A 24,217-nucleotide genomic window follows, 5' to 3' on the forward strand; every position below is an offset into this window, starting at 1 on the left:
GTTGATTAGTTGTCTTCGGTCCGCGCACGGAACGTCAGGTCGATGCGGCGCCCTGTACCCTTGTCGATCTTGACCGCACGTGCCCGCTCAAAACGCAGGGACACCAGCCGCCCACGGTCAAGCGGCAGATCAGCGTCATGCAGAACATCACAGACAGCCCCTGCAGCCTCCTTGGCGGCAAAGAACCCCGGCACCTCGGTCACAATAGACACGACGAAAGTGTGAACAGCTCCGCTTCCAGTCTTGTCATCCGCGACGCGCACGGTCTCGGGGCCAAGGCTGATGTACATGTTTGGCAACGCGCCACTGGGCAGCGCGTCGTAGACGGCGTCCCCAACGACATCGCCAACTGCGATGTCCGACGCGATCGCAGTGAACACCGCGCTCTGAAGCGCTGCAGAAATGGCATAGCTCATATCGCGACCTCCTCATCAGCCATGCACAGCAGGTATCGCCCGTCAGGGTCACGCTCAGCCACGCTTCGGATGTTGAACAAACGGTTCCCATCCCGGAAACGCTGCTCTGGAACGGGGCGCTCGGGATGGCCAACTGGCGCGCCACGGACGACAACCGTGTACGGCACGGCAGATACCGCGGCCCCCGTGGCAATCGTTTCGCGCCCCGTCCGCGCGGTCAGCTCGGCCCACAGAGCGCCCAATGGCATCCAGCGTTCCGAATAGCCGCCCGCACCGTCCGGAACACGGGACGGGCTTTCCAAGGTCAGGCGCCGGTTCAGGCGCGGCAGTCTCATCGTGCGCCCCCGCCCAGGCGAATGGGCTTGTAACGCTCGATCAGGCTGGTCACACCAAAGGGCATGCACCCTTCACTCAACGTCGTCTCGTTGCGGAACTCGTAGTAGTGGGCAGCCAAAAGCATCACGGCCTGCGCCAGATCCGCGGGTATGGCCGCCCATGCCCCGCCAAATCCGGCTGTAAAGCCAATGCGTATCATCCCGGCGGCGGGGATGATCGGCAGGGAATGCCCGACCGAACGCAACCGCGGACGGTGCATGTCACGCTCCAACCAATACGTATCGCCGGTCACATTCAGTTCTGTGCCCGTACGATCCACCAAGGTGACCGTATTCACGGCCATTACCGGGGCCACGGGCAATGCAACGGCATCCACCGTTGTCAGCGATCCGACCGAAAGCACAAAATCGCGTTCGATCAGCGCCTTGCCCGTCCGGGCCTCAATTGCCGCGACAGCCGCACGCAGGAAACTGACAAGCACCGCGTCCTGCACGGTATCATTGCCGAACCCGCTGCCCAGACGCAGATGCGCCTTGAATTCCTCGACCGGCAGTGCGGCGTCGGGCACCGTGGTCTCTTCGTTCAACATCATGGAACATCTCCAGGAAAATTCTGCCCCTCGGCTCAAATGGCCCGGGCGCGCGCCAGTCCGTATTGCTCGGACGGAGGGGAGCAGCTAGACAACACGGCGCACTTCCAGCGCGCACCCGGAACCGGGGGCAGTCGCCCACCCCCGGCCATCCGCAACCAGCCCTTAGGCTGTTGCGAATTTCAGCAGCTTGATCGCGGCAAAGTCGCTCACGTCACCGCCCACGCGCTTGGTGGCATAGAACAGAACGTGCGGTTTCGCGCTGAAGGGGTCACGCAAAACACGCAGGTCGGGGCGCTCGGCCACGGTGTAACCGGCGTTGAAGTCGCCAAACGCAATCGCGTCAGCACCGGTGCCTGCGTCAGGCATGTCCTCGGCGATCAGAACCGGGTAACCCATCAGGGTCGCAGGCTGACCGGCAGCTAGACCGTCCGACCACATGAAGCGACCGTCGTTGTCCTTGAGCTTGCGGACAAGACCAGCCGTCTTGGAATTCATGACAAAGGTCGCGTTGGCGCGGTACTCAGCACCCAGCGCGTACACCACGTCGATGATCGCTTCGGCCGTCACATCGCCGTCAACACCGGTGGGCACATAGCCCAGGTTGCCCCAAGCCCAGACGTCGTTGTCTACGGACGTGTGGGTCAGGAAGCCACGAGGCTTGTCGATACCATCACCGCCAACGAAAGCAGCTGCTTCGGCGCGGGCGAACTTGTCGGCAATGCGACCAGCCAACCACGCTTCGATGTCGAACGCGCTGTCATCCAGCAAACGCTGCGACGCTTTCGGCAACGCGGACAGCTCATGCAGCGGAATGGTGATGCGGTCGATAGTGGGGGTATCGGTCTCGGCCTGTGTGGCAGTCTCGGTTGCCCAGCCTGCGCCCACATCGGTGTGGTCGACCAGCACATCGTACGACGTCGCCTCGACATTGACGACCGATGCGATTGAACGGATCGACGCGGTTGCGTTCAGAACCGATTTGACGGTCTCCGACGTCTGCGGATCGACAAGATAGCCACCGTCCGAGTTCACGGCCGTGGACAGTGATTTGCCTTCCAGCTCTAGGCCACGCAGGCCATCATCTTCGCCCGAACGCAGATAGGCGTTAAACGCCTTCTGATGGGGGGCACCCGTTTCGACGGCACCTGCCAGAGGGGTGCGCGCCGCAGTCATGTTTTTCCGATCCAGCATGGTCAGTCGCTCTTCCGTTTGTTGAAGTTTGGTTTGAAAGTCGGCTTGGAAGCCTTTGAATTCGGTCACGAAACCCGTTACGGCCTCTGCAACCTCCTGAGCCGGGGACAAACCTTCCCCGGCCCGAGCCTTGATCTCGGTCTTGCTCATCAGCATGTCCTTGATGGTTGGTGTGAAACGGCCCCGCGCTTTAGCGCTGCGCCAACTCCGCGCGCGCAGCCCGCAGGGCCGCCGCCATGTCGCGCAAATGGTCGTCCTGATCCGAAGGCATCTCTTCGGACTTGGCCGCCACCCGCGCACTGGGCAGCATCGGGAAGGTCACAAGCGACACCTCCCAAAGCTCCAGTTCGGTCAAGAGCCGCTGGCCCTTGTCATTCTTCGTGGCCTTCACGGTGCGGTAGCCGATAGACAAGCCATCAATGGCCCCCGCCCCGATCAACTCCGCCGCCTCGCGACCCTTGGCGATCGAGGGCAGCAAACGCCCCTTCACCCACAGCCCCTTGGCATCTTCCCGCACCTCGTCCCACACGCCGATGGGAAAGGCCGGGTCGTGCTGCCACAGCATCTTCACGTTGCGCCCCTCGGCAGCGATGGCCTTGAGGGACGCCGCATAAGCGCCCTTGCCCACCACATCGCCCCCCTGGTCACAGGCACCGAACAGGCTCGCATAGCCCTCGATTACCGTGCCGTCCTGCACCTCGACGCCTTCGCCAAAGCGCGCAAATTTTGTCTCCAGACCGGTCTCTGCCTGCATCTGCTCTCTCCTCTTCAATGCGGCGCCCTAATGGGGAATGGCCGCCATGATCGATTGAAACCCGGTCGCCAGCACCACGGCCGCGACGCCGTAAACAGTCAGCCACAACCGCTTCTCCAGCCGCTCCATCAGCTGCTCGAGCCGATCCAGGCGATTGGAGATATTGGCAAAATGCACGTCGGTCAGACGCTCGTGGGCCTCCAACTTCAGGCCCGGACCGCACGCAAACTTTTCCCAAAGTTTGGCATCATCCATCCGCACCCTCCTCGGCCACAGCAGGCAGGCCCAAAAGGCGGCGCTTCTCAGCCACGCTCAGGAAATCCGCACCGGCAACCCGCGCCCACTGCGCATCCCGCTCAGCAGACAAGGCCGACACCTGATCCAGATCCGGGGCCAGCACCACATCCTCACCCGTATGCGCGCCCAACCACTCGGCCAGCGCCGCAGCCACGCGAGTCGCCAACGGCAAGACGGTCAGACGATAGAACGCCCGGTTGGCCTCCTGATAATTGGCGTATGTCGCATCGCCCTGAATACCCAGCAACATCGGCGGCACACCAAAGGCCAACGCGATCTCACGCGCGGCGGCCTCTTTGGTCTTCTGAAATTCCATGTCCGAGGGCGAAAAGCCCATCGGCTTCCAATCCAGACCACCCTCAAGCAACATCGGACGCCCCGCGTTGCGCGCACCCGAATGGTTGGTCTCGATCTCGCTCACCAAACGGTCATACTGATCGCCCGACAACTGAGATTGACCATCCTGCCCACGATAGACAATGGCACCCGAAGGCCGCGCCGCATTGTCCAGCAGGGACTTCGACCACCGCGACGCCGCCGTATGAACATCCAAGGCCATGGCGGCGGCCTGCATGGGCGAGAAGCCGTAATGGTCGTCCTGCGGGTGGAACGACTTGATATGACAGATCGGGCTCACGGGGCCCGACGCGTCAAACCGATGCGTCTTGCCCCCCACTGAGTAGTCGTAAGCCACCGGCCAGCCATCCGCTCCCGGCACCACCGACATCCGGTCCGACCGCAACACATGCAGCTCCAGCGGCGCACCACTTTCCCCCGCAACAGCCTCGACATACGCGTTGCCCGACAGCAGCAACTGCGCATAAAGCGCCTCCAGCAACTCCGCCCGTCCCTGCCCCGGATTGGGTCGCTTCAGCAGGCTCAGAAGTGGATGGGTCTCAAAGCGCTGCTCGACATCCTGCAACACCAAGGGCAACGCTGCTGCCGCTTCTGCGATCAACTTGACGGACCGAAACCCCACTGGGTTTCCGGAAAAGCCAGCGCGGGTCAGCGACACCGCGTCACGCGGGCTCCACGCCACGCGACCACCTGTCTGCCAAGCCACAACTTTGCCCGTCGCACTCGCCTTCTGCTCTGGTACATCCGCCACAGCCCGGTTCCGAAAGAAATCAAACACGAAGGGTCTCCTTTTGATCCCAAAGGGCCGTCCGGCCCATCGTCCAAAGAAAAAGGCGGCTCAAAAAAGAACCGCCTCTCCACAAGGGCTATCCCCTGCTTCATCTTGCCAAACAAACTCCCCCCGGAGGGGACGACGCCACACGCGGTGACATCACAAACTCCGCACCCCCGGCCGCCGATAGGCATTCGCAGGCTCGATCATCAACTCATGCAACGCCCACACCAACGCATCGACCCGGTCAGGCGATCCCTCGCCCTCATATCCAACCCGTGTCATCCGGGTCATCTGATCCTCCAGATCACCCAACCCAAGGGCATGGGTCACCCGATCCTGCTCATAGAGCGCCGCCACAGGCTCCGCGCGCGCCACCTTGCCCTTCGAGGCATGTACCGTTTTGAGTGACACCATCGGATCCACCTGCCGGATCACCTCGCTTACCAGTTGTCCGCCCTGATTGACCTCAGCCACCAGACGGTCAGCATTGTGTGTGTCCATCGCATCAATCGCCGCCTTCGCCCAACCTGCAGGACCCAAGCCTTGCACCGTGCAATCGGCAATCACATGGGCCCGCCAGTCCTGTGGCGGCCCGTCCATGGACACGCCCGCCACCACGATCCCACAAGCGTCCGACGCCTTGCCGGAACTCACGGCAGGGTCGAGGCCCACAACCACCCGATCCAGCTTCGGCTTCCGCTTCCGCTTCCGACGCACCGCATCCAGCATCGCCGTGGTCCACAACGCGCCCTCGGCGTCGCTCAGCAAGATACCTTCCAGTTCCTGCCGTCCCAACCGAGTCCCGGCATAGCGACGACGCACCTCTTCCAGAAACGAACCCGCCAGATTGGCCGCATTGGCCTCGGTCGGCGCGTGGGTGATGACAGTCGATGACTGCGCCAGCAAATCCTTCAACACTTCGACGTTGCGGGGCGTCGTCGTCACGCAGACACGCGGATCATCGCCCAGCCGCAACGCGAACTGCAGCATGTCCCAGGTCTCCTGACCCCGTTTCCACTTGGCCAACTCGTCCACCCAGGCACAATCAAATTGCGGCCCCCGCAACCCCTCCGGGTCATGGGCTGTGTGAATGGTCGCGACAGCCCCGTTGGGCCATTCCAGCATCTTCCGGGTCGCATGAAACTTCGGACGGCGATCCGCGGGTGAGCACACCAGAAGGCCGCTCTCACCAAAAATCATCACCTCGCGGACCTGCTCGATGGTTTCCCCAACCAAGGCAACACGCCGGGCCTTCCCCTTGTCCAACGGCATCGGCCCTTCGACCATGGACCGGACCCACTCGGCCCCCGCGCGCGTCTTGCCAGCGCCACGGCCGCCCATGATCACCCAGGATCGCCAATCGCCCTCGGGCGGCAACTGGTGCTCCATTGCCCAAAACTCAAACAGAAAAGGGAGGGCGCCCAAGGCGCCCTCTCCCAACTCATTCAGAAACTGCTCCTGCGCTTCCACAGGTGCGGAGGCGACCAAGCGCGCACCGAACCTCAGCTCGGGCAAGATCAAGGTCGAAGGCGTATCCGTTCTGGGCAATGCCGGTTCGGGCTTGTCGGAAGTCGTCAAGCTTATTCTCCATACCTTGCAGGTTCACGACCAGCCGCTTCAACGCGGCTATCTGGCTGTTCACCTCTGTTTCTTTAAGTTCCTCCCCGGCTTCGGCCTTTCTTGTGAAGGCTTCGAATTGCTGTCGCATATCTGTCAAAGACGCCTGCATCGACGAGACAAGCTCATCGCTGCGAGCCTCTTCAGCCCCCGGGGTAATCAATGTCATGTGATATGACCTCTCATGCGTTGGGATGATCTCCGCACGAGAGAAACAGAAAAGCGACCTCCGGGTCACCCCGGGGCCGCTTGCCCACTTCTTCTAGCTTGTCACAAGTTATACGTGTGACCGTTCGCAAAGTCAAGCGAAATCCACTTGAGGAAAACCCACTAACCGTACGGTATGATTAACAAAATCTTACTCCAGTAGTTAACATGTGGTTAACGCAAGGCGTAAGCCTTTGATCCCCCACAACAACCGTTGTTTGTCCCCGCGGGGACAACCCCGTTCCTTCGTGAAAACATCCGCAAGACGGATATGTCGTCGACCTTACCCGCCGTCCGACTGGTTGGCACGTTCCGCCTCGATCTCGCGCCAGCGGGCCACGTTGCGGTTGTGCTCGTCCAGCGTCTCGGCAAAGGCGTGTCCGCCCGTTCCGTCCGCAACGAAGAACACATAGTTCGTCGCGTCCGGTTGCGCCGCAGCCATCAAGCTCTCACGTCCGGGGTTGGCAATCGGTGTCGGCGGCAGGCCCTGAATGACATAAGTGTTCCACGGTGTCGTCGCGCGCAGTTCCGACCGACGCAAGCCCCGGCCCAGCACACCCTGCCCCTTGGTAATGCCGTAGATCACGGTTGGGTCCGTCTGCAGCCGCATGCCGCGGTTCAAACGATTCACAAAGACCGACGCCACCTGGCGGCGTTCTTCGGCCACGCCCGTCTCCTTCTCGATGATCGAAGCGAGGGTCAGCAACTCCTCCGGGCTCTCCAGCGGCAGTTCTTCGTCCCGGGCCTCCCAGGCAGCCGACACCCAAAGCTCCTGCTGTTCGGCCATCTGGGCCAGGATATCAGAACGACTATCGCCGCTACGCACTTCATAGCTGTCCGGGGCCAGCGCGCCCTCAGGCGGTATCTCCGAGACCTCACCGTCCAGTACATCCATGTTGCGCAAGGCATCCACGACCTGCCAGCTCGTTACACCCTCCGCCAGCGCGACGCGATACCGTGTATCCTGCGCCTCGCGCACTTCGGCGTAGATCGTAGGAACCTCTTCCTCACCCGGCTGGAACTCGACCCGCTCCACAAAGCGGTTGGTGGCGGGGTCCAACTCACGCACCTGTGCGCTCAATCGGTTCACGCCGATACGATAGACGACCTCGGTCCCACAGGTGCTGGCGCCGCCCCGGGTCACCGCATCCACAATCTCTTCCATGGAAGCGCCGGGCTCCACCAGGAAACTCCCGGCCTTCAGCTCATCCGTCTTACCGGCATAGTCCGCGCCAATGCGAAAGATGGAGCCATTCGACACGGCACCCTGCTCTTCCAGGTCCCGGCTGACACGGCGAAAATTCGACCCACGGTCCACCTGCACGCAAATGGCATCGGTCAGGGGCCCTTGTCCCTCATATTGACCACGCCCCCACAGGATCAACCCGCCCAGCACGAACAGGGCCACAATTAGAAATGTCAGTGCGTTCGAGGCGATGGATCGCCACATCAGCTGACCTTTCCGAAGATCACGCTGGCATTTGTGCCGCCAAAGCCAAAGCTGTTGGACAGGGCCACGTCGACCTTGCGTTCGCGCTTGGCATTGGGCGCTAGGTCAATAGGTGTCTCAACGGCAGGGTTGTCCAGGTTGATGGTCGGCGGGCAGACCTGATCACGGATCGCAAGGATCGAGAAGATGGCCTCGATCGCACCCGCAGCACCCAACAAATGACCGGTCGCCGACTTGGTCGAAGACATGGTCACGTTTGCAGCATGATTGCCCAGCAAACGCTCAACCGCGCCCAGCTCAATGGTGTCCGCCATGGTCGAGGTGCCATGCGCGTTGATATAGTCGATGTCCGACGGCTCCAGCCCTGCGTTGCGCAGCGCTGCTCTCATTGAACGCTCACCACCTTCGCCATCCTCGGACGGCGCGGTGATGTGGTAGGCGTCGCCGGACAGGCCATAGCCCCGAACTTCGGCGTAAATCTTGGCACCACGGGCCACGGCGTGCTCATATTCCTCAAGCACAACAATGCCCGCGCCCTCACCCATGACGAACCCATCACGGTCTTCGTCATAGGGACGGCTTGCCGATTGCGGATCATCAGCACGTTTGGTCGACAGCGCCTTGCAGGCGTTGAACCCTGCGATGCCGATCTTGCAGATGGCCGCCTCGGCCCCACCCGCGATCATTACATCGGCGTCGCCATGCTGAATCAGTCGAGATGCATCGCCAATGGCATGGGCCCCAGTGGAACAGGCCGTAACGACCGAATGGTTTGGCCCCTTGAAGCCATACTTGATGCTGACCTGACCCGAGATCAGGTTGATCAGCGCGCCGGGCACAAAGAAGGGCGACACGCGGCGCGGCCCTTTTTCTTCCATCATCACGGCCGTGTTGGCGATCGAGTTCAGACCACCGATCCCAGAGCCGATCAAAACACCCGTGCGTTCAAGGCTCTCTTTGTCCTCCGGCATCCAACACGAATCCTCGACCGCCTGCTGTGCGGCTGCGAGGCCAAACATGATAAAGGTATCGACCTTGCGCTGTTCTTTCGGCGCCATATAGGCATCCGCGTTGAACGTGCCATCCGATCCGTCCCCACGAGGCACTTCGCACGCGTATGTTGTGGTCAACCCCTCCGGATCGAACTGCGTGATCGGGCCCGCGCCCGATTGCCCGTCCAGAATACGGCTCCAGCTTGCCTCGACCCCATCCGCCAATGGCGTCACCAGTCCAAGACCTGTCACGACAACTCTGCGCATCTGCTCATGCCCCTCTCGTTTCTGGCTCGCCTCTTACCGCGCCCGCACACCCCTGTTCAAGTCCCGGCGAGGCACAGGTCTTTCGCATCGGTGAGCCCGAAGCGGCATTTAATAATGTCGTGCGCCGACAGGCGCGCCTTTGGATCACGCCTATGGCGGAGACTTGCGCAGTTTCAGTTGAATGGGGCCGGCATCATCCTCGGCCAAACGCATGTCCACATAGCCCAGTCGCTCTGCAATGCGTGCAGAGGCCTCATTGTCAGGGTCCATCATGCATACCAAGGGCCCCGTCACCACACGATCAAACCAGTCATGTGCTGCCTGTGCGGCCTCAAGCCCCAGGCCAACACCCTGCGCCTCCGGGGCCAGAACCCAGCCCGCTTCCGGCACAGAATCAAAGTCTTCACCCAGCCCCCGCGCGCCGTGAAAGAATCCAACCTGCCCAACCAGACGCTTGGTCACATGTTCTTCGATGCCCCATTGACCAAAGCCGGTCATCTGCCAATGCCCCGCATTGGTCAGGAACGCTTTCCAACTGTCGCTGCGATTGCGAGGCGTGCCGCCAATATACACCGCGACCTCCGGCATGGCCCAAATTTCGGCAAAGCGATCAAATTCGCCCGGTCTCATTGCGCGCAAGGTCACGCGCGCCGTGTTGATGGTCGGCACAAGTCTGCCCATGGATATTGTCCTGCCCGAACGTTTTGTCGTTTTAGGGAATTGTGACCCTGCAAAACCGCCAAAGACAAGAGCCCATCGCACGCGCACAAAAAAACGGCGCCCTTTCGCACGAAAGAACGCCGTTTTGTCGGGCAAGTGCCCGGAATGCTTACGAGGCTTTCGAAATGAAGCCCACTGCGTCGCCGAAGGTTTGGATGGTTTCGGCCGCGTCATCGGGGATCTCGATGCCGAACTCCTCTTCGAAGGCCATCACCAGTTCCACGGTGTCCAGGCTGTCTGCGCCCAGATCATCAATGAAGGACGCGTTTTCGCTTACCTTGTCTTCGTCCACACCCAGGTGCTCTACAACGATCTTTTTAACGCGATCGGCGATGTCGCTCATATGACTGTCCTCATTTTACCGGGGCAAATATTCGCGCCCCCAAGTGGTGTCCCCGTGCAAGCAGGGCTCTGGTCTTGCCCCCCTGGGGCGGTGAAGCAACAGACCATTTGCATGGCCTGCCGCCGGAATCTGCGCCGCCTATAGCACATCCCGTAAAGATGGCAATACGCGGCGTGTTAGCGCCTACAACATGGCCATGCCGCCATTGACGTGCAAGGTCGTGCCCGTGACGTAAGCCGCTTCGGGGCTGGCAAGGTACAGCGTTGCGGCGGCAATTTCATGCGCTTCGCCCATCCGACCGGCGGGAATTTGCCCCATGATTCCAGTCTTTTGGTCATCTGTCAGCTTATCTGTCATCGCAGTTGCGATGAACCCGGGCGCAATGGCGTTCACTGTGATCCCCCGGCTTGCCACCTCGTAGGCGAGGCTTTTGGACATGCCAACCATACCGGCCTTGGATGCCGCGTAGTTCGCCTGCCCCGGGTTGCCTGTGGCCCCCACGACCGAGCTGATGTTCACGATCCTGCCCCAGCGCGACTTCATCATGCCGCGCATGACACCTTTGCACAGTTTGAAGGTCGACGTCAGGTTCACGTTGATCACCGACTGCCATTCCTCGTCCGACATGCGCATAAAGATATTGTCGCGCGTGATCCCAGCGTTGTTCACGAGGATGTCGACAGCCCCCATCGCCTCGATCGCCTGTTTCGGCAGCGCGTCGACGGCCTCAGGATCGCTGAGGTTGCACGGCAGCACATGCGCCCGTTCCCCCAACTCGCCCGCCAGCGCCTTAAGCGGGTCGGTGCGTGTGCCGCTCAGCCCTACGGTTGCGCCTGCGCCGTGCAGCGTGCGCGCAATCTCGGCCCCAATGCCGCCCGATGCGCCCGTGATCAGCGCCGATTTTCCCGTCAGATCAAACATGTGAACCTCTTTTCGTTAAGTCTGGGCCACGTCCATGTAGACGTCGCAAATGTTCAGGGACGCGTCCTTGGCCACGAAGCGGTAGACTTCGCGCGCCCAGCCGGTTCGTGTCAGGCCACGTTTCTCCACTTCGACCGTCAGTGCCTGGTAGATGCGGGGCAAGGTGTCAAAGGCCCCGTGATGGCGGATGTGCAATGCTTGCATCTCGGGTACTTCGAATATCTGGAACCCCGGCAGGGACCTTGGCAACTGGACACCGATACGGATGTCCATGTCGTCGTCTTCCACCCGATAAAGCGCTGTCTGTGGTCCGGCAAAGAAGATGCCCGCCTGCCCCAATAGCGAATCCATCCGCCCGAACACGTCCGGGATCAGCTGGAACCGCTTGGCAAACGGCACCGTATCGATCACACCGCCCAAGGTTTGGGGCGGCAAGGTGACCAGATCAGCCATCAACAGCCGCCTTTACGTCATCGGGCGTGCCCACGGGACGGGTGGCAATGGAGCGGTCGATGCGGCGGATCATGCCAGAAAGCGCCTTGCCCGCGCCGATCTCCCAGATCTCGGTTACGCCTTGCTGGCCCATATACATCACCGTTTCGCGCCAACGGACCGAGCCCGTGACCTGCGACACGAGATGCGCGCGCAACTCGTCCGGGACGCTGCAAGCCGTAACCGTGACATTGGGAATCACAGGGACAACAGGTGCATGGATATCAACCGCGCCAAGCGCGTCGGCCATCGCGCGGGCTGCGGGCTCCATCAGACTACAGTGAAACGGCGCCGACACGGGCAGCATCACGGCGCGCTTTGCACCCTTTTCCTTGGCAATCTCGACAGCCCGTTCAACAGCACCCAAGTGGCCGGACACAACCACCTGGCCGGGATCGTTGTCATTCGCAGCCTGGCACACCTCGCCCTGCGCAGCCTCGGACGCGACCGTCGCCGCCGTTTCGAAATCCAGACCCAGCAATGCAGCCATGGCGCCCACACCCACCGGCACGGCTTCTTGCATCGCCTGCCCCCGGGTACGCAGCAGGCGGGCGGTGTCGGCAACACTCAGCGCACCGGCGGCACAAAGGGCAGAGTATTCGCCCAAGGAATGCCCTGCCACGAAGCTTGCCTTGTCGATGCCGATCCCTTCGGCTTCGAGCGCGCGCATGGCCGCCACGGATGTCGCCATCAGCGCCGGTTGGGCGTTTTGGGTCAGCGTCAGCGTGTCCTGCTCCCCTTCCCAGATCAGCGTGCTCAACTTCTCGCCCAGCGCCTCGTCCACCTCGTCGAACACGGCGCGCGCTGCCGGATAGGCCTCGGCCAGTGCCTTGCCCATTCCTATTGTCTGTGCGCCCTGTCCCGGAAATACAAATGCCACGCTCATGGCCTGCCCCCTCGTTGTCGTTTCAACCGGGTGTAAAGGCCATCCCCGCGCCAGACAAGGGATCGGTGCACGAGGCATGTGCGGGAATTGCGTGTTGTCCTGCGCGCATGTCGCATAACATTGAGGGCAAAGGTGTTAGATTCACACACAAATGCCCGGAGACCGCTCATGGCCCTCGCCAACACCGCCGACCGCTACGGCAGCCTGTCCAAGACTTTTCACTGGCTGACCGCCCTTCTGATCCTGACGCTTTTCCCTATTGGCCTTGTTGCAAACAACATGGCCTACGAGTTGCAGACCATGTCCGCGCCTGCGGATGACCTGGTGGCCCGCACGGCCTGGCTGTTTTCGCTGCACAAAACCTTGGGCGTTACCGTGTTCTTCGTGGCCCTGCTGCGCATTCTGTGGGCGCTGAACCAGCCGAAACCGGGGCTTCTGCATTCGGATCGCAAGCTGGAGAGCCTGGCGGCGGAAACCGTGCACTGGCTGCTGTATGGCAGCCTGGTTGTCGTACCGCTGTCTGGCTGGATTCACCATGCCGCGGCAAGCGGTTTCGCCCCGATCTGGTGGCCGTTCGGGCAGAACCTGCCGCTGGTACCGAAATCCGAAGCCGTTGCCGGTGCCATGGCCGGAGCCCACTGGGTGCTGACCAAGGTTCTGGGCGTCGCGCTCTTGCTGCATATTGCGGGGGCGCTCAAGCACCACGTCATAGACAAGGATGCCACCCTGCGACGCATGTGGTTCGGACCCGCCGATGTTCCTGCAACCAGCCCCGAGCACAAACACGCGGCCCCGCTTACGGCTGCACTTGCCCTTTGGGCGCTTGCCCTGTCCGGTGGCGCCGCGCTTGGTGTCTATGCACCGCATGGCGACGGTGCTGCAGTTGCCGAACTTGAGGAGGTCCAGTCGGACTGGCAGGTGCAGGAGGGAACACTGGATATCACGGTGACCCAACTCGGGTCAGCAGTCGAAGGGCAATTCGGAGACTGGACCGCCGCGATCAGCTTTGACGAAACAGTCGACAACGGCACGGCAGGCACGGTCGAGGTCACGATATCGATCGGCTCACTCACCCTCGGATCGGTCACGGATCAGGCGATGGGACCGGATTTCTTCAATACCGCCGAGTTCCCGACGGCAACATTCGTGGCCGATATCCTCCCGGTCGTGGACGGGTATGAAGCGCAGGGCACACTCACGATCAAGGGCCAGTCGGTGCCGGTCACCCTGCCCCTTGGTCTTTCGATAGATGGCGATAATGCCTCGATGACGGGCGGGCTGACACTCGATCGCCGCAGTTTCGATATTGGGGCCAATATGGCTGACGAAAGCTCTTTGGCTTTCGCGGTGACAGTGGATGTCAGTCTGACCGCCCTGCGCGCTGCGACAGAATAGGACGTCCAGGTTGGTCCCCTGTCTATGCTCTCAAAAGTCCTCGCCGAGGGCATATCCCGGAAGGGTCTGAAAAGGCCCTTCTGGACAAAATGGTGTCGCGCGCATGCGCGTCCTTTCGACAGCAGCCACGAAAAAAGGGCCGCGCAATCGATCGCGCGGCCCATTGCAAGTCTGTGAGTGATGGTCTTACTCGGCCTTCTCGGCCTCGACCGAGATCTGCACTTGAACTTCGTCGCCGACAGCCGGGGCAAAGGCGCCCAGGTTGAAGTCGGACCGCAGCACTGTCGTTGTCGCGTTGAAACCGGCCCAGTCCTTCTGGTTCAGCGGGTTGGCCCCGGCCTGGTTCAGCGTTGCATCCAGAACAATGGCCTTGGTCACGTCATTCATGGTCAGATCACCCGTGATCTGCGCGGTGCCGTCCCCTGTCACTTCGATGGCGGTTGATGTGAACGAAATGACATCTTCGTCCGTTGCTCCAAAGAAATCATCGGACATAAAGTGGCCATCGCGTTTTTCCCAGCCGGTGAACATGGATTTGGTGGGCATCGACACGGTAACACTGGAATTGGCGGGATTTTCCTGATCGAACATGATCTCGCCCTCAAAGCCCGAGAACATACCCCACGTGGTCGAGAAACCGAGGTGGTTGTAAGAAAACAGCACCTGGCTGTGGCTCGAATCCAGCGTGTAGCGCTCGGCCGCGAATGCAAATGACGCGGACGAGGCAAGCGCGGTGGCAAGGAGAAGGGATTTCATGGGGCGTGCTCCACAAGAGTTACGGTGTAATCAAAGATGTCGCATATTGCCGCAGAGGCAACTGCACATCTCTCAACATATCGTGCGCGCGGCTGAACACCGCTCATGTGCACAAAGTCGCCCTGTGACGTGTTAGAGTTTGCCCGCGTCCTGCAACGCATCGTGCAGACTGGACCACATCTCCGGGTCCGGCAGCGACACTGCAGCGAGAAATTCTCCGTTTGCAGCGGTCAACCGGATCACGTCGCCAACCACTTCGGCACGCCCCAGGTCACGGATGGCAATACGGCGGATGATCGAACGCCGCCCTCCGTCGGGACGCGTGATACGCACCTCGCGCCGCACCGTATCAATCTGGACCTCGGGCTCGTGCATCCGTGGCTTGTCCTGCATGAGGGTGAGCCCCGCAAACCCAAGAAACAGCGACACGCCCAGCTTCATCAACACCAGATCCATTGCTGTCTGTGACCCCGGTTCAAGCCACAAGCCAAAGGACGCCAGAACAAGGAGCCCGCCAGTTGCGCGGCTCGCGATCCCTCTGGCGCCAAGGAAAAAGCCACGCAAACGTGTCGTTCCCTGTTGCCCGGTGTCAGTCATGGCATCGAATGTGGCAGTCATGGCAGTGATCCTCCAACGTGTTGAGCTGACTCTGTCGGTCAAAAATGACTAAATTGCGGCCCATCCAAGGAAAGCCCATGATCACGCCGCACGGCGCGATCTGCCCTTGCACCACAGCGTCAACGGTGTATACGAGCGCATCCCTGCAAACCCGTTTTGCCGCGCAGTCTCTCGTGACCATCCCGCAGGGCCTTGATGGATCGGTCTATGAAATGCGCCTTGATAGAAGTGGAGATATCTCATGCCTCTTTATGAGCATGTTATGATTGCCCGTCAGGACCTGTCGAACACGCAGGCCGAAGGGCTCATCGAACATTTTGGCACCGTTCTGGCCGACAATGGCGGTCAACTCGTGGACAACGAGTACTGGGGCGTCAAAACCATGGCCTACAAGATCAACAAGAACCGCAAGGGCCACTACGCCTATATGCGCACCAACGCCCCCGCGGGCGCCGTGCAGGAAATGGAGCGCCTGATGCGCCTGCATGACGATGTCATGCGCGTTCTGACGATCAAAGTGGACGAGCATGCCGAAGGCCCCTCGATCCAGATGCAGAAACGTGACGAACGCGACAGCCGTCGCGAGCGCCGCTAAGAGAGAGGGAGCTAAACCATGGCTGCAAAACCGTTTTTCCGCCGTCGTAAAGTGTGCCCCTTCTCGGGCGAAAACGCACCATCGATCGACTACAAGGACACGCGCCTGCTGCAACGCTACATCTCTGAGCGTGGCAAGATCGTGCCCAGCCGTATCACCGCCGTATCGGCCAAGAAGCAACGCGAGCTGGCCCGTGCCATCAAGCGCGCCCGTTTCCTGGCCCTGCTGCCCTACGCCGTGAAATAAGGAGCGACTGACATGCAAGTTATCCTTCTCGAACGTGTGGCCAAACTGGGCCAGATGGGTGACGTCGTTGACGTCAAACCCGGCTATGCCCGCAACTATCTACTGTTGCAGAAAAAGGCGCTGGTCGCATCCAAAGCCAACATCGCAGACTTCGAATCGCAGAAATCGCAACTTGAAGCCCGCAACCTTGAAACCAAAAAAGAAGCCGAAGCGCTGGGTGAAAAGCTGGATGGCCAGCAGTTCATCGTGATTCGCCAAGCTTCGGACGGTGGTAACCTTTATGGCTCCGTCACGCCCCGTGACGCATCCGATGTTGCCACGGCTGAAGGTTTCAGCGTTGATCGCAAGCAGGTTGTGATCCCGAACCCCATCAAGGAGCTGGGCCTGCACGATGTGCACATCACCCTGCACCCCGAAGTGGACGTGGTCATCCAGCTGAACGTAGCCCGCTCGGAAGAAGAAGCCGAGCTGCAGGCGTCGGGCAAATCGATCCAGGAGCTGGCCGCCGAAGAGGAAGCCGCTGCCGAGTTCGAAATCCAGGAGCTGTTCGACGACATCGGTGCGGCTGCATCGGAAGACGAAGAGCTGGCCGAATCCGCAGGCATCGCGTCCGAAGAGGCACCCGCCGAGGAAGAGCCCAAGGACTGATCCGCATTCGGATACACAATCAAACCGCGTCCCCTTGGGGCGCGGTTTTTTCTTTGCCCCCACCCCGTTTGACCTTTGCGCCCTGCACCGCCAAGGTGCGCGCATGTTGCGACGTCTTGGCCTTTTCCTGTTTGCGCTTGCCGCCTGCGATGAGCCCACCTTTGATCGTGACCCGGCCGCCATTGCAATGGCGCCGCGCCCACAGCCGCAGACCGAGGCCGAGGTCGCCTTTGCCACCGACCTGTTCAACATGCTTCAGGAGCGTTCCATCAACGAGGGCCGCGAATATTGCGGATTGATTGGTGTGGATCGCTCGGGCTCATACTTTGCCACGACGGCCCGCCGCGGCGGGACCTCAACTTGCCTGCCGCCCCTGTCAGCTGGTGCCGGTGTAACGGTGCTGGCCTCTTACCACACCCATGGCGCATACGATCCTGAATATCTGACCGAGGTCCCGTCCTACGACGATATCCGCACAGATATCGAGGACGGCACGGACGGCTATATTGCAACACCGGGTGGACGGCTGTGGTATGTGGATGCCCGTGCGCAAGAGGCGCGGCTGATCTGCGGCGCGCGATGTCTGGTCAGCGACGTCGAGTTTCGGGAGGACCCCGAGTTTCCGGTTCGACCGCGATACAGTTTGCAGGACCTGACTGCGTTCTGACACGCGCGTGCAGTTCCTGAGCTTTGTCGAGGAGCCTTGTCAGGCAGCGCAATCCCAAGCGTAAAGCATCCGTGACCAATGGCAATTTCGCGATACAAAGCCGCGACGCACGACACCTGTTCCAATGTCTGCCGGTAAGCGACGGCTTAAATGTTCACTGCTAAAGAATGCCACGAAGCGCGGTGTACCGCCGCGTGCATTTGTAACTGGCGCGGCAAGTGGGTTGGGACAGAGGTTCTGTCAGGAGCTTTTGTCGAAGGGAGTCTCGCTTGCTGCATTCGATCTTCACTTTGACTCAAGCGCACGCAACGCCTTGGAAAGCATGGCGACGCCCGGCCAAAAGGTTGAGTTCTACACAGCTGATGTGTCGGACGCCAATGCCGTCGCTGCCGCCGTGGATCAGGCGATTGATGATGTTGAGGCGCCTGATCTGGTGATCCATAGTGCTGGCATATGTGAACCATCCACCTTTCTGGAAACAAGTGCCGAGAGCTTCACCCGCTCTATCAACATCAATCTGATCGGTACCCGAAACGTTGCGGCTGCTGCGTTGCCCGTCATGGCGGCTGGATCACACATAGTCTTGGTGGCGTCACTTGCCGGGATATCCGCCAATTATTCGTATGCAGGCTACAGCGCCTCCAAATTTGGTGTGGTCGGCCTGACCGAAGTGCTGCGCATGGAGATGATAGAGCGCGATATTGATGTCACCTCTCTATGTCCTGCCGAGATCATGACACCAATGGTCTTGAAAGAGCAGGAGCGCGTGGATCCAATTCGGATCAAACTCAAGGCCTTTGCTGGCTCAATGGAGCTTGATCAGGCGTGCACACTCATCATGCAAGGCATTGCCGCAAGAAAGCCCCGGTTGGTGCCGGGATTTCGTGCAAAACTTACCGTGCTCTTGACGCATGTCATGCCTGGTCTGGCCCGCAAGATCGCGCGCCATATGATCCGGTCAGAGCTGGGTCGCGAACGGGCCGCGATACGTGGAAAAGCACATCGTGACGTGGCGGGGCTTTAACCATCAAATCTGTGGGCCGAGACAGGTGATACAGCCTAAGATGGCCGTGGCCCACTTCGCGGCGCTTGCCTCTGTTTTAGGGAGAGGATCGCGCTTGCGGTACGTCCTACAGACAGCGGCCCGCAGTCATGTGCGGCTTGGCATCTCCACCAAAGGCTGATGTCGGTGCGGGTCGCTTGGTCGGCTCGTGTGACGCATGGCAATGGGGGCGCACAGCATGGAACTTCTTGGGCAGGTCGATTTAACAGTCGTACTTTACGTTGCTGGGGTTTATGCCGCCATCGTTGTCAGCCCGGGTCCTGGATTTGTGCTCGTGTCGCGCTTGGCGTTGAGAGGTGAGGGCAAGGTCTGCAACGGTGTCATTGCCGGACTTGCCACTGCCGCCACCTTCTACGCATTTCTTGCGATGATCGGCTTGGCTGCACTTCTGAACCAACTTGGATGGCTTGCAATAGCCGTTCAGATCGCGGGAGGGCTCTACCTCATCCATCTCGGGCTCACATCGTGGAGGAGCTCACAGAACTCAAGGGACCTAAAAAGGAATGGCCGATTGTTGGAGAGAGTATCGAAGTGGTGTCCAGACGGGCCTTTTGGTGAACCTGTCAAACCCCAAGGCCATTACGTTCTTTGGCAGCCTTTACGCAGTGATTGTGCCGATTGATGCGCATTGGGCGACCCGCGCCTGCATCCTGCTGACAGGTCTGACCACCGATCGGTCAGCCTGCTTCCGCACCCAGAACAACCGGTTCGGTACGGGCCATTCTGCATAAATCGCAAATACGCACGGCTTCGGTAATGCCCATCATTGCCAGATTGCGGAAGTTCGGCAGCTCGAACGGGTCCGCGCTGCTGTAGTCGACCTGGTAGCCAATATCCTCGAACGAAGCGATGGAGAGCCGGCTAAGCGGACGCACGCCGCCGGAAAGGAAGCCGGTCAACAGCTCGTCCCCGAACACCAGCTCCCGCCAATGGCTCTCGCGTGTGCCAGCGCCGCCGGTGTTCGATATGGGAACGGCATTGCCGCCTTGCGGATCAAGGTCCGCGAATTCCCTGGACGCTGACGTACCCACGAAACGTGGGTCCATTGTGCCTGTTCCTGCGATCAGGTTTTGCCTGAGCCATAGCGTTCCGAATCCAAGAACATGGGCCATTTCATGCAAGATGACGTCTTCGAAGCGGCCGCCCGTTTCAAGGCTGACAACATCGGCTTGGTCAAACTCCATGATACCGGTAAGCGGCAATTCGGTGCCTTGGCGTAAAATCGTGGGGCCAGCCTGACCAAGAACGCCATTTGCGCCGTCGATAGGTCGGATCGAGACATCAATGCGCACGCCTGTCAGGGTTGCCCCCCGCACGTCAATCGGGTCGAAACCGGTGTTCACGACCTGATCCCAGCGCGCTGCTGATCGTTCAAAAACGGCCTGTCTTTCAGTTGTGACGTCCCCATCAAACGTAAGTTCGATCATGGTCTCATCCCGTCTTGTTCCGAACGCCGCTATTTTGACAGACTGTCGGCCCTGCACGCTACAGTGGGATGTCAGCTCGGCATCCCGCAGCCGAAAATACATAGGCGCACCAGCCAGTTCTTGCCTTCAGCATCCAATGAATGTCGATACGTCCGGCTGGGATGAACGTCAGTTGGCGTGTTTACCCTGTTCTAGATAATATGCCGCTCATTCCGCATTTAGCGGGCTTTCATTTGATTGCGGATTTCTTTTCACCCGTCCCCGTCATGCTTGGTTCCAGGAAACCAACAATGGACGGACCAAGCCCATGTTTCATGACCCTCACATTTCAGACCACACGTATTCGGCCCAAGCAGGGTCAACGCATCTTGCACGACCAGACTATCGTCATCGCGCCGTTCCAAACTTTTGGACACTGCGAAGTCGCGGCGAAAATGAAAGCGCACTGGATTGCGAAACAGCCGTCGCGTTGGCGTGTTTTGTTGGTCCAGTCTTCGAGGCGGCGAAGAGCTGGTGCGGACTGCTGTCTGCATTGGAAAGACGGGGCTTCCGCCTGGTGTTCGAGGGGAATGAGTTGACGTTGATCCAATATGAAACAGGGGTCAGCCTGTGTACGTGCGCGTCGCTTGGCTACAAGTTCTCCTCCCTCAAGGCTCGATTGGGGAAGCCGAAAATCGATTCCGGATCATTGCGGCTTACCCCGCATACGTTCGCAGCCGCCTGACGGCGCGGGATCATGATCAGCTTGCATCCTGCGATGACCGATCCTCTGGTGCTTTAGGCAATCTTTTGCGCCCCCTACAGAATGGGCAGAGCACGAATTCGATTGCGTCACCTGCGCACCAAAAAAGGGCCGCGCCAGATGGCGCAGCCCTTGAAAAACTATGTGAGGCGGTGACTTAGTCTTCGTCTTCCAGCGCCTCGACAGCTTTCTGGAGGTCATCCTTGCTGACTTCCTTGTCCTTCACCGCGGCGTTTTCAACGATGTGGTCGACCACCTTGTCCTCGAACAGCGGCGCGCGCAGTTGCTGCTGCATCTGTTGGTTCTGCTGAACGAACTCAAAGAACTGGCGTTCCTGGCCCGGATACTGACGCGCTTGCTGCATGATGGCCTGGCTCATCTCGGCGTCGGTCACTTCGACCTCGGCCTTCTGACCCAGCTCTGCCAACAACAGACCAAGGCGCACGCGGCGTTCGGCCAGCGTGTTGTGTTCGTCTGTCGGCTCGACCTCGGGGTGGTCATGCCCTTCGACATCGGGGTTTTCCTCGTGCCACAGCTGGTGCGCAATCTGCTTGGCTTCGGCTTCGACCAGCGACGGAGGCAGGTCGAACTTCACGATGTCATCCAGTTGGTCAAGCAGCGCGCGTTTCATGACCGCGCGCGCGGCACCGCCATATTCACCTTCCAGCTGTTCGGTGATGCGGGACTTCAGACCGTCCAGATCTTCGGCCCCATATTTCTTGGCCAGCTCGTCGTCGATCTCAGCGGCAACGGGTTCTTTCACTTCCTTAATGGTGCAATCGAACACGGCCTCTTTGCCGGCCAAGTTCTCAGCCTGATAATCGTCGGGGAAAGAAACAGTTACGGCCTTTTCTTCACCTGCCTTCGCACCCACAAGCTGCTCTTCAAAGCCAGGGATGAAAGAGTTGGAGCCCAGTGCGAGAGGATAGTCCTCGGCCGAACCGCCTTCGAAGGCTTCACCGTCGACCTTGCCCACGAAGTCCATAACAACCTGATCGCCGTCCTTGGCCTTTGAGCCTTTTTTGCGCGCTTTGAAATCCTGCGCGTTTTCAGCAAGCGACCCGAGTGTTTCCTCGACCGCCGCGCCGTCAGCTTTTACAACCAGTCGTTCTAGCTTGATCTTGCTCAGGTCCACTTCGGGAATCTCGGGCAGCGCTTCGTAGGACATCTCGACATTCACGTCGTCGCCTTCTTTCCAGTCCTCGTTGGTCATCTTGACCTCGGGCTGCATGGCAGGCCGATCGCCGCTGTCTTCGAAATGCTTGTTCATGGCGCCATCGATGCTTTCCTGCATCGCTTCGCCCATCAGGCGCTGGCCAAACTGCTTTTTCAGCAGGGCCATGGGCACCTTGCCCTTGCGAAAACCCTTCATCTCGACGTCGGGCTGCGCCTCGGTCAGCTTCTCGTTGACCTTGTCGTCCAGTTCAGCGGCGGTCACGGTGATGGCATAGCCGCGTTTCAGCCCTTCGTTCAGCGTCTCGGTGACCTGCATGTGTGCTCCCATAGCATTAAAGCCCCGTCCATGGGGGCTGATCGGAAATTCGCGCCCTTCTATGCAGCGTGGATGCGGTGTGCAAGGGGATTGGCGCATGTCACGTAAAAATGGGTAGATTGGACGCGCCGGACGGATTGATCCGCGAGGGCTTGCAACGCTCGTGCGCCACCACAAGGCGACCACACAGCAACTTTTTGGTGCGGGCGGGGAGACTCGAACTCCCACACCTTGCGGCGCCAGAACCTAAATCTGGTGCAGGCTTCGACGGACCAAGTAAACAAGGGGTTTCTGAAGGGATGCTGCCGTTGGTTGCCGATGTTGCTGCAACATTCGCAACAGCTCCGCAACAAACCTTCGGAGGTAGATAGTATCTGATGTTGGTGCGGGCGGAGGGACTTGAACCCACACACCTTGCGGTACGGGAACCTAAATCCCGCGCGTCTACCAATTCCGCCACGCCCGCTCCAGCTACCCAGGAAACTCCCGAGAAATCAGGTGACCAAGACCCAGTGCGCTAACCGCAGCCAGCCCGGACCACCATCCGCCGAAGTAAAGGCTGACGATAACGAGGGCAATAGCCAAAAGCATCTTAGCGTGGGTCGAAGTCATGTCGTGTTTCTATGCCCGTTCCGCCCCGCAGTCTACGGCCCAGAAAGCGGAGCATCACATGAACCCCCGCTTCTGGACTGCGTCGATTGCCCACGCACCGTAGGCAAAGCCGAAGATTGGAAGCGCGAGGAACTCGGCTACCTGAATGGCTTTGGTCTCCGGGGCTTGAATGCCCCAGATAAAGAGCGTGAATAGAAAGACCAACATGGCACCAGCGACCTCACGTTTGTAGGTCTTCTCGCCGGTGTCGGTCATCGTGCTGTCAGGAATGCGCTCTTGGCGATCTTCGCTTCGACTTGCTTGCGGAACGCTTCAGAGGTCTTGTAGCGAGGGTCGGACATGTCCTTCTTCATCGCCTTCATATCCGCATAGCCTTCCGTGGCTTTGGGTGTCTTGCCGCCAAGCGGTGTCGTTTCTTTCCCGAACTCAGCAGCGTATCGTGCCTTGGCGGCGTTCACTGCGGCGAGGGACTTACCGAAGTCGCCGGAGCTTACCGCTTCGTTGTAGGCGACCTTCTCCTCTTCGGTGTATTGGGACTGGACGAACTCACGGATGCGGGAAAACGCCTCGTCACCACCGACCGATGCCTTGATCGCGTTGATCTCAGCAGCGGAGTTGTCTTCAACTTCCTTGCAGCCAGACGTTCTAGGACCTTGTCCGTGTCGAAGGTCCCTGTCAGGGCGGGGTTGGACAGGAAGCCAGCCGCTTTCGTCAGGAAGGCTTCGAGGCGCTGGCCTTCGTCTTCGCGGCCTAGTGCAGCGAGACCTGTGACAATCGCGATGTCAACGCCATCAGGTAGCTTCCCGATCTTACTCTTCTTCCGCATTAGGAAGATGCGACGCTTCACATACCGGACGGCGAGGTGTCGCTTCCCTGACCCGGGCTGCGCCGCCTTCTCAAGGAACCCTTCGATAGCCCCTGCGATCTTCTCGACCGACATCGCGACGAGGGTCTTGCCATACCGGGTGCCGCTCTCGTTCCCCTTCTCCCGTGCTTTCGCGATCTGCTTCCTGATCTGGTTTCGGCCCAGCGCAACCATCCGTTCCTCCAGCTCGATCTCCCGGTAGAGGTCTTCCCCATAGGCCATGATCAGGTCCTCTTCGGGGCGGCGAAGTTCTGCGTTCATTCGTGCAATCTCCAGTGTTGCGGCAACAATGTTGCGGCGGGTGATTATCTAATGCAGACTGGAATACATCTGCGCAAAGCAAAGGCGCAGGCTCGAAAGCCCACGCCCGCTGTGATTTTGGAGACCTATCGAAGTGTGGATAGATTAAAGGATGGAACCTAAATCTGGTGCGTCTACCAATTCCGCCACGCCCGCAACACCAGCCCCCATAGCAAAG

General features: G+C 60.0%; 31 protein-coding genes and 1 tRNA gene. 8 read left to right on the forward strand and 24 right to left on the reverse strand.

Features of this window, described 5'->3' with window-relative positions:
• Positions 1-5 precede the first annotated feature (5 nt).
• The 16 genes from Q1A75_RS04100 to fabD form a co-directional block, all read right to left on the reverse strand.
• The gene (locus tag Q1A75_RS04100) at positions 6-416 is read right to left on the reverse strand and encodes a DUF3168 domain-containing protein (RefSeq protein ID WP_299549317.1); all 411 of its coding nucleotides are present in this window, start codon (positions 414-416) and stop codon (positions 6-8) included.
• Positions 413-751: a head-tail adaptor protein gene (locus Q1A75_RS04105; RefSeq protein WP_299549320.1), complete on the reverse strand. Its 339-nt coding sequence runs from the start codon at positions 749-751 to the stop codon at positions 413-415. Before Q1A75_RS04105 ends, Q1A75_RS04100 begins: the two co-directional genes overlap by 4 nt.
• Positions 748-1,344, reverse strand: a complete 597-nt coding sequence (locus Q1A75_RS04110; RefSeq protein ID WP_299549323.1) for a head-tail connector protein — start codon at positions 1,342-1,344, stop codon at positions 748-750. Before Q1A75_RS04110 ends, Q1A75_RS04105 begins: the two co-directional genes overlap by 4 nt.
• Before the next feature lie 162 nt (positions 1,345-1,506).
• Positions 1,507-2,685, reverse strand: coding sequence for a phage major capsid protein (locus Q1A75_RS04115; RefSeq protein ID WP_299549326.1), 1,179 nt, complete (start codon positions 2,683-2,685; stop codon positions 1,507-1,509).
• Between the two features lie 40 nt (positions 2,686-2,725).
• A complete protein-coding gene (locus Q1A75_RS04120; protein WP_299549329.1) occupies positions 2,726-3,289 on the reverse strand; it encodes an HK97 family phage prohead protease in 564 nt (187 codons plus the stop codon).
• A 27-nt stretch (positions 3,290-3,316) separates the two neighbouring features.
• On the reverse strand, positions 3,317-3,544 hold the full coding sequence (locus Q1A75_RS04125; protein ID WP_299549331.1) for a hypothetical protein: 228 nt from the start codon (positions 3,542-3,544) through the stop codon (positions 3,317-3,319).
• Positions 3,537-4,721 (reverse strand): phage portal protein, encoded by a 1,185-nt coding sequence (locus Q1A75_RS04130; protein ID WP_299549334.1) that lies wholly within the window; start codon positions 4,719-4,721, stop codon positions 3,537-3,539. Before Q1A75_RS04130 ends, Q1A75_RS04125 begins: the two co-directional genes overlap by 8 nt.
• 153 nt (positions 4,722-4,874) lie before the next feature.
• Positions 4,875-6,107, reverse strand: coding sequence for a terminase family protein (locus Q1A75_RS04135; protein WP_299549337.1), 1,233 nt, complete (start codon positions 6,105-6,107; stop codon positions 4,875-4,877).
• Positions 6,108-6,159: 52 nt separating this feature from the next.
• Complete coding sequence (locus Q1A75_RS04140; protein WP_299549340.1) at positions 6,160-6,504, reverse strand: hypothetical protein; 345 nt, start codon at positions 6,502-6,504, stop codon at positions 6,160-6,162.
• 321 nt (positions 6,505-6,825) lie between these two features.
• Positions 6,826-7,992, reverse strand: a complete 1,167-nt coding sequence (mltG, locus tag Q1A75_RS04145; RefSeq protein WP_299549343.1) for an endolytic transglycosylase MltG — start codon at positions 7,990-7,992, stop codon at positions 6,826-6,828.
• Positions 7,992-9,251: a beta-ketoacyl-ACP synthase II gene (gene fabF / locus Q1A75_RS04150; protein ID WP_299549346.1), complete on the reverse strand. Its 1,260-nt coding sequence runs from the start codon at positions 9,249-9,251 to the stop codon at positions 7,992-7,994. The genes mltG and fabF overlap by 1 nt, the downstream gene beginning before the upstream one ends.
• A gap of 150 nt (positions 9,252-9,401) precedes the next feature.
• Positions 9,402-9,932, reverse strand: coding sequence for a GNAT family N-acetyltransferase (locus Q1A75_RS04155; RefSeq protein ID WP_299549349.1), 531 nt, complete (start codon positions 9,930-9,932; stop codon positions 9,402-9,404).
• A 148-nt stretch (positions 9,933-10,080) separates the two neighbouring features.
• Positions 10,081-10,314, reverse strand: a complete 234-nt coding sequence (locus Q1A75_RS04160; protein ID WP_299549352.1) for an acyl carrier protein — start codon at positions 10,312-10,314, stop codon at positions 10,081-10,083.
• Positions 10,315-10,497: 183 nt separating this feature from the next.
• Positions 10,498-11,235 carry a 3-oxoacyl-[acyl-carrier-protein] reductase gene (fabG, locus tag Q1A75_RS04165; RefSeq protein ID WP_299549355.1) on the reverse strand — a complete coding sequence of 246 codons (738 nt, stop codon included), beginning with the start codon at positions 11,233-11,235 and terminating at the stop codon, positions 10,498-10,500.
• A gap of 15 nt (positions 11,236-11,250) precedes the next feature.
• Positions 11,251-11,688 (reverse strand): GyrI-like domain-containing protein, encoded by a 438-nt coding sequence (locus Q1A75_RS04170; protein ID WP_299549358.1) that lies wholly within the window; start codon positions 11,686-11,688, stop codon positions 11,251-11,253.
• Complete coding sequence (gene fabD / locus Q1A75_RS04175) at positions 11,681-12,613, reverse strand: ACP S-malonyltransferase (RefSeq protein WP_299549360.1); 933 nt, start codon at positions 12,611-12,613, stop codon at positions 11,681-11,683. The genes Q1A75_RS04170 and fabD overlap by 8 nt, the downstream gene beginning before the upstream one ends.
• Positions 12,614-12,781: 168 nt before the next feature.
• On the opposite strand from fabD, the gene Q1A75_RS04180 reads away from it, so the two are divergent.
• Positions 12,782-14,008, forward strand: coding sequence for a cytochrome b/b6 domain-containing protein (locus tag Q1A75_RS04180; protein ID WP_299549363.1), 1,227 nt, complete (start codon positions 12,782-12,784; stop codon positions 14,006-14,008).
• Between the two features lie 186 nt (positions 14,009-14,194).
• On the opposite strand, the gene Q1A75_RS04185 is transcribed toward Q1A75_RS04180, so the two are convergent.
• A complete protein-coding gene (locus Q1A75_RS04185) occupies positions 14,195-14,764 on the reverse strand; it encodes a YceI family protein (RefSeq protein WP_299549365.1) in 570 nt (189 codons plus the stop codon).
• 132 nt (positions 14,765-14,896) lie between these two features.
• The gene (locus tag Q1A75_RS04190; protein WP_299549368.1) at positions 14,897-15,382 is read right to left on the reverse strand and encodes a hypothetical protein; all 486 of its coding nucleotides are present in this window, start codon (positions 15,380-15,382) and stop codon (positions 14,897-14,899) included.
• A gap of 241 nt (positions 15,383-15,623) precedes the next feature.
• On the opposite strand from Q1A75_RS04190, the gene rpsF reads away from it, so the two are divergent.
• The 7 genes from rpsF to Q1A75_RS24255 all read left to right on the forward strand — a co-directional run bounded on the left by rpsF (position 15,624) and on the right by Q1A75_RS24255 (position 19,332).
• Positions 15,624-15,977 (forward strand): 30S ribosomal protein S6, encoded by a 354-nt coding sequence (gene rpsF / locus Q1A75_RS04195; RefSeq protein ID WP_299549371.1) that lies wholly within the window; start codon positions 15,624-15,626, stop codon positions 15,975-15,977.
• A gap of 18 nt (positions 15,978-15,995) precedes the next feature.
• Positions 15,996-16,223, forward strand: coding sequence for a 30S ribosomal protein S18 (rpsR, locus tag Q1A75_RS04200; protein ID WP_299206661.1), 228 nt, complete (start codon positions 15,996-15,998; stop codon positions 16,221-16,223).
• Between the two features lie 12 nt (positions 16,224-16,235).
• Positions 16,236-16,871 (forward strand): 50S ribosomal protein L9, encoded by a 636-nt coding sequence (rplI, locus tag Q1A75_RS04205; RefSeq protein ID WP_299549374.1) that lies wholly within the window; start codon positions 16,236-16,238, stop codon positions 16,869-16,871.
• Positions 16,872-16,974: 103 nt separating this feature from the next.
• Positions 16,975-17,538 carry a DUF4329 domain-containing protein gene (locus Q1A75_RS04210; protein WP_299549377.1) on the forward strand — a complete coding sequence of 188 codons (564 nt, stop codon included), beginning with the start codon at positions 16,975-16,977 and terminating at the stop codon, positions 17,536-17,538.
• Between the two features lie 124 nt (positions 17,539-17,662).
• Positions 17,663-18,562 (forward strand): SDR family NAD(P)-dependent oxidoreductase, encoded by a 900-nt coding sequence (locus Q1A75_RS04215; protein ID WP_299549380.1) that lies wholly within the window; start codon positions 17,663-17,665, stop codon positions 18,560-18,562.
• A gap of 217 nt (positions 18,563-18,779) precedes the next feature.
• Positions 18,780-19,223: a LysE family transporter gene (locus Q1A75_RS04220; RefSeq protein ID WP_299549383.1), complete on the forward strand. Its 444-nt coding sequence runs from the start codon at positions 18,780-18,782 to the stop codon at positions 19,221-19,223.
• The gene (locus Q1A75_RS24255) at positions 19,156-19,332 is read left to right on the forward strand and encodes a hypothetical protein (protein ID WP_366142172.1); all 177 of its coding nucleotides are present in this window, start codon (positions 19,156-19,158) and stop codon (positions 19,330-19,332) included. Before Q1A75_RS04220 ends, Q1A75_RS24255 begins: the two co-directional genes overlap by 68 nt.
• Here the strand turns inward: Q1A75_RS24255 and Q1A75_RS04225 are convergent.
• The 6 genes from Q1A75_RS04225 to Q1A75_RS04250 all read right to left on the reverse strand — a co-directional run bounded on the left by Q1A75_RS04225 (position 19,279) and on the right by Q1A75_RS04250 (position 24,000).
• Positions 19,279-20,028 carry a leishmanolysin-related zinc metalloendopeptidase gene (locus Q1A75_RS04225; protein ID WP_299549386.1) on the reverse strand — a complete coding sequence of 250 codons (750 nt, stop codon included), beginning with the start codon at positions 20,026-20,028 and terminating at the stop codon, positions 19,279-19,281. The genes Q1A75_RS24255 and Q1A75_RS04225 overlap by 54 nt on opposite strands.
• Before the next feature lie 899 nt (positions 20,029-20,927).
• Positions 20,928-22,262, reverse strand: a complete 1,335-nt coding sequence (tig, locus tag Q1A75_RS04230) for a trigger factor (RefSeq protein WP_299549389.1) — start codon at positions 22,260-22,262, stop codon at positions 20,928-20,930.
• A 381-nt stretch (positions 22,263-22,643) separates the two neighbouring features.
• Positions 22,644-22,728, reverse strand: a tRNA-Leu gene (locus Q1A75_RS04235).
• A gap of 200 nt (positions 22,729-22,928) precedes the next feature.
• A complete protein-coding gene (locus Q1A75_RS04240; RefSeq protein ID WP_299549392.1) occupies positions 22,929-23,129 on the reverse strand; it encodes a hypothetical protein in 201 nt (66 codons plus the stop codon).
• Positions 23,126-23,476 carry a hypothetical protein gene (locus Q1A75_RS24260; RefSeq protein ID WP_366142176.1) on the reverse strand — a complete coding sequence of 117 codons (351 nt, stop codon included), beginning with the start codon at positions 23,474-23,476 and terminating at the stop codon, positions 23,126-23,128. The genes Q1A75_RS04240 and Q1A75_RS24260 overlap by 4 nt, the downstream gene beginning before the upstream one ends.
• Positions 23,365-24,000 (reverse strand): hypothetical protein, encoded by a 636-nt coding sequence (locus Q1A75_RS04250; protein ID WP_299549397.1) that lies wholly within the window; start codon positions 23,998-24,000, stop codon positions 23,365-23,367. The genes Q1A75_RS24260 and Q1A75_RS04250 overlap by 112 nt, the downstream gene beginning before the upstream one ends.
• Positions 24,001-24,217: the final 217 nt, after the last annotated feature.

It is taken from the genome of uncultured Tateyamaria sp., assembly GCF_947504105.1.
Classification (GTDB): Bacteria; Pseudomonadota; Alphaproteobacteria; order Rhodobacterales; family Rhodobacteraceae; genus Tateyamaria.

Coding starts and splice junctions, on each gene's coding strand:
- Q1A75_RS04100 (WP_299549317.1), bottom strand. CDS start 416: ATGAGCTATGCCATTTCTGCAGCGCTTCAGAGCGCGGTGTTCACTGCG.
- Q1A75_RS04105 (WP_299549320.1), bottom strand. CDS start 751: ATGAGACTGCCGCGCCTGAACCGGCGCCTGACCTTGGAAAGCCCGTCC.
- Q1A75_RS04110 (WP_299549323.1), bottom strand. CDS start 1,344: ATGATGTTGAACGAAGAGACCACGGTGCCCGACGCCGCACTGCCGGTC.
- Q1A75_RS04115 (WP_299549326.1), bottom strand. CDS start 2,685: ATGAGCAAGACCGAGATCAAGGCTCGGGCCGGGGAAGGTTTGTCCCCG.
- Q1A75_RS04120 (WP_299549329.1), bottom strand. CDS start 3,289: ATGCAGGCAGAGACCGGTCTGGAGACAAAATTTGCGCGCTTTGGCGAA.
- Q1A75_RS04125 (WP_299549331.1), bottom strand. CDS start 3,544: ATGGATGATGCCAAACTTTGGGAAAAGTTTGCGTGCGGTCCGGGCCTG.
- Q1A75_RS04135 (WP_299549337.1), bottom strand. CDS start 6,107: ATGGAGCACCAGTTGCCGCCCGAGGGCGATTGGCGATCCTGGGTGATC.
- Q1A75_RS04140 (WP_299549340.1), bottom strand. CDS start 6,504: ATGACATTGATTACCCCGGGGGCTGAAGAGGCTCGCAGCGATGAGCTT.
- mltG (WP_299549343.1), bottom strand. CDS start 7,992: ATGTGGCGATCCATCGCCTCGAACGCACTGACATTTCTAATTGTGGCC.
- fabF (WP_299549346.1), bottom strand. CDS start 9,251: ATGCGCAGAGTTGTCGTGACAGGTCTTGGACTGGTGACGCCATTGGCG.
- Q1A75_RS04155 (WP_299549349.1), bottom strand. CDS start 9,932: ATGGGCAGACTTGTGCCGACCATCAACACGGCGCGCGTGACCTTGCGC.
- Q1A75_RS04160 (WP_299549352.1), bottom strand. CDS start 10,314: ATGAGCGACATCGCCGATCGCGTTAAAAAGATCGTTGTAGAGCACCTG.
- fabG (WP_299549355.1), bottom strand. CDS start 11,235: ATGTTTGATCTGACGGGAAAATCGGCGCTGATCACGGGCGCATCGGGC.
- Q1A75_RS04170 (WP_299549358.1), bottom strand. CDS start 11,688: ATGGCTGATCTGGTCACCTTGCCGCCCCAAACCTTGGGCGGTGTGATC.
- fabD (WP_299549360.1), bottom strand. CDS start 12,613: ATGAGCGTGGCATTTGTATTTCCGGGACAGGGCGCACAGACAATAGGA.
- Q1A75_RS04180 (WP_299549363.1), top strand. CDS start 12,782: ATGGCCCTCGCCAACACCGCCGACCGCTACGGCAGCCTGTCCAAGACT.
- Q1A75_RS04185 (WP_299549365.1), bottom strand. CDS start 14,764: ATGAAATCCCTTCTCCTTGCCACCGCGCTTGCCTCGTCCGCGTCATTT.
- Q1A75_RS04190 (WP_299549368.1), bottom strand. CDS start 15,382: ATGACTGCCACATTCGATGCCATGACTGACACCGGGCAACAGGGAACG.
- rpsF (WP_299549371.1), top strand. CDS start 15,624: ATGCCTCTTTATGAGCATGTTATGATTGCCCGTCAGGACCTGTCGAAC.
- rpsR (WP_299206661.1), top strand. CDS start 15,996: ATGGCTGCAAAACCGTTTTTCCGCCGTCGTAAAGTGTGCCCCTTCTCG.
- rplI (WP_299549374.1), top strand. CDS start 16,236: ATGCAAGTTATCCTTCTCGAACGTGTGGCCAAACTGGGCCAGATGGGT.
- Q1A75_RS04210 (WP_299549377.1), top strand. CDS start 16,975: ATGTTGCGACGTCTTGGCCTTTTCCTGTTTGCGCTTGCCGCCTGCGAT.
- Q1A75_RS04215 (WP_299549380.1), top strand. CDS start 17,663: ATGTCTGCCGGTAAGCGACGGCTTAAATGTTCACTGCTAAAGAATGCC.
- Q1A75_RS04220 (WP_299549383.1), top strand. CDS start 18,780: ATGGAACTTCTTGGGCAGGTCGATTTAACAGTCGTACTTTACGTTGCT.
- Q1A75_RS04225 (WP_299549386.1), bottom strand. CDS start 20,028: ATGATCGAACTTACGTTTGATGGGGACGTCACAACTGAAAGACAGGCC.
- tig (WP_299549389.1), bottom strand. CDS start 22,262: ATGCAGGTCACCGAGACGCTGAACGAAGGGCTGAAACGCGGCTATGCC.
- Q1A75_RS04240 (WP_299549392.1), bottom strand. CDS start 23,129: ATGACCGACACCGGCGAGAAGACCTACAAACGTGAGGTCGCTGGTGCC.
- Q1A75_RS04250 (WP_299549397.1), bottom strand. CDS start 24,000: ATGAACGCAGAACTTCGCCGCCCCGAAGAGGACCTGATCATGGCCTAT.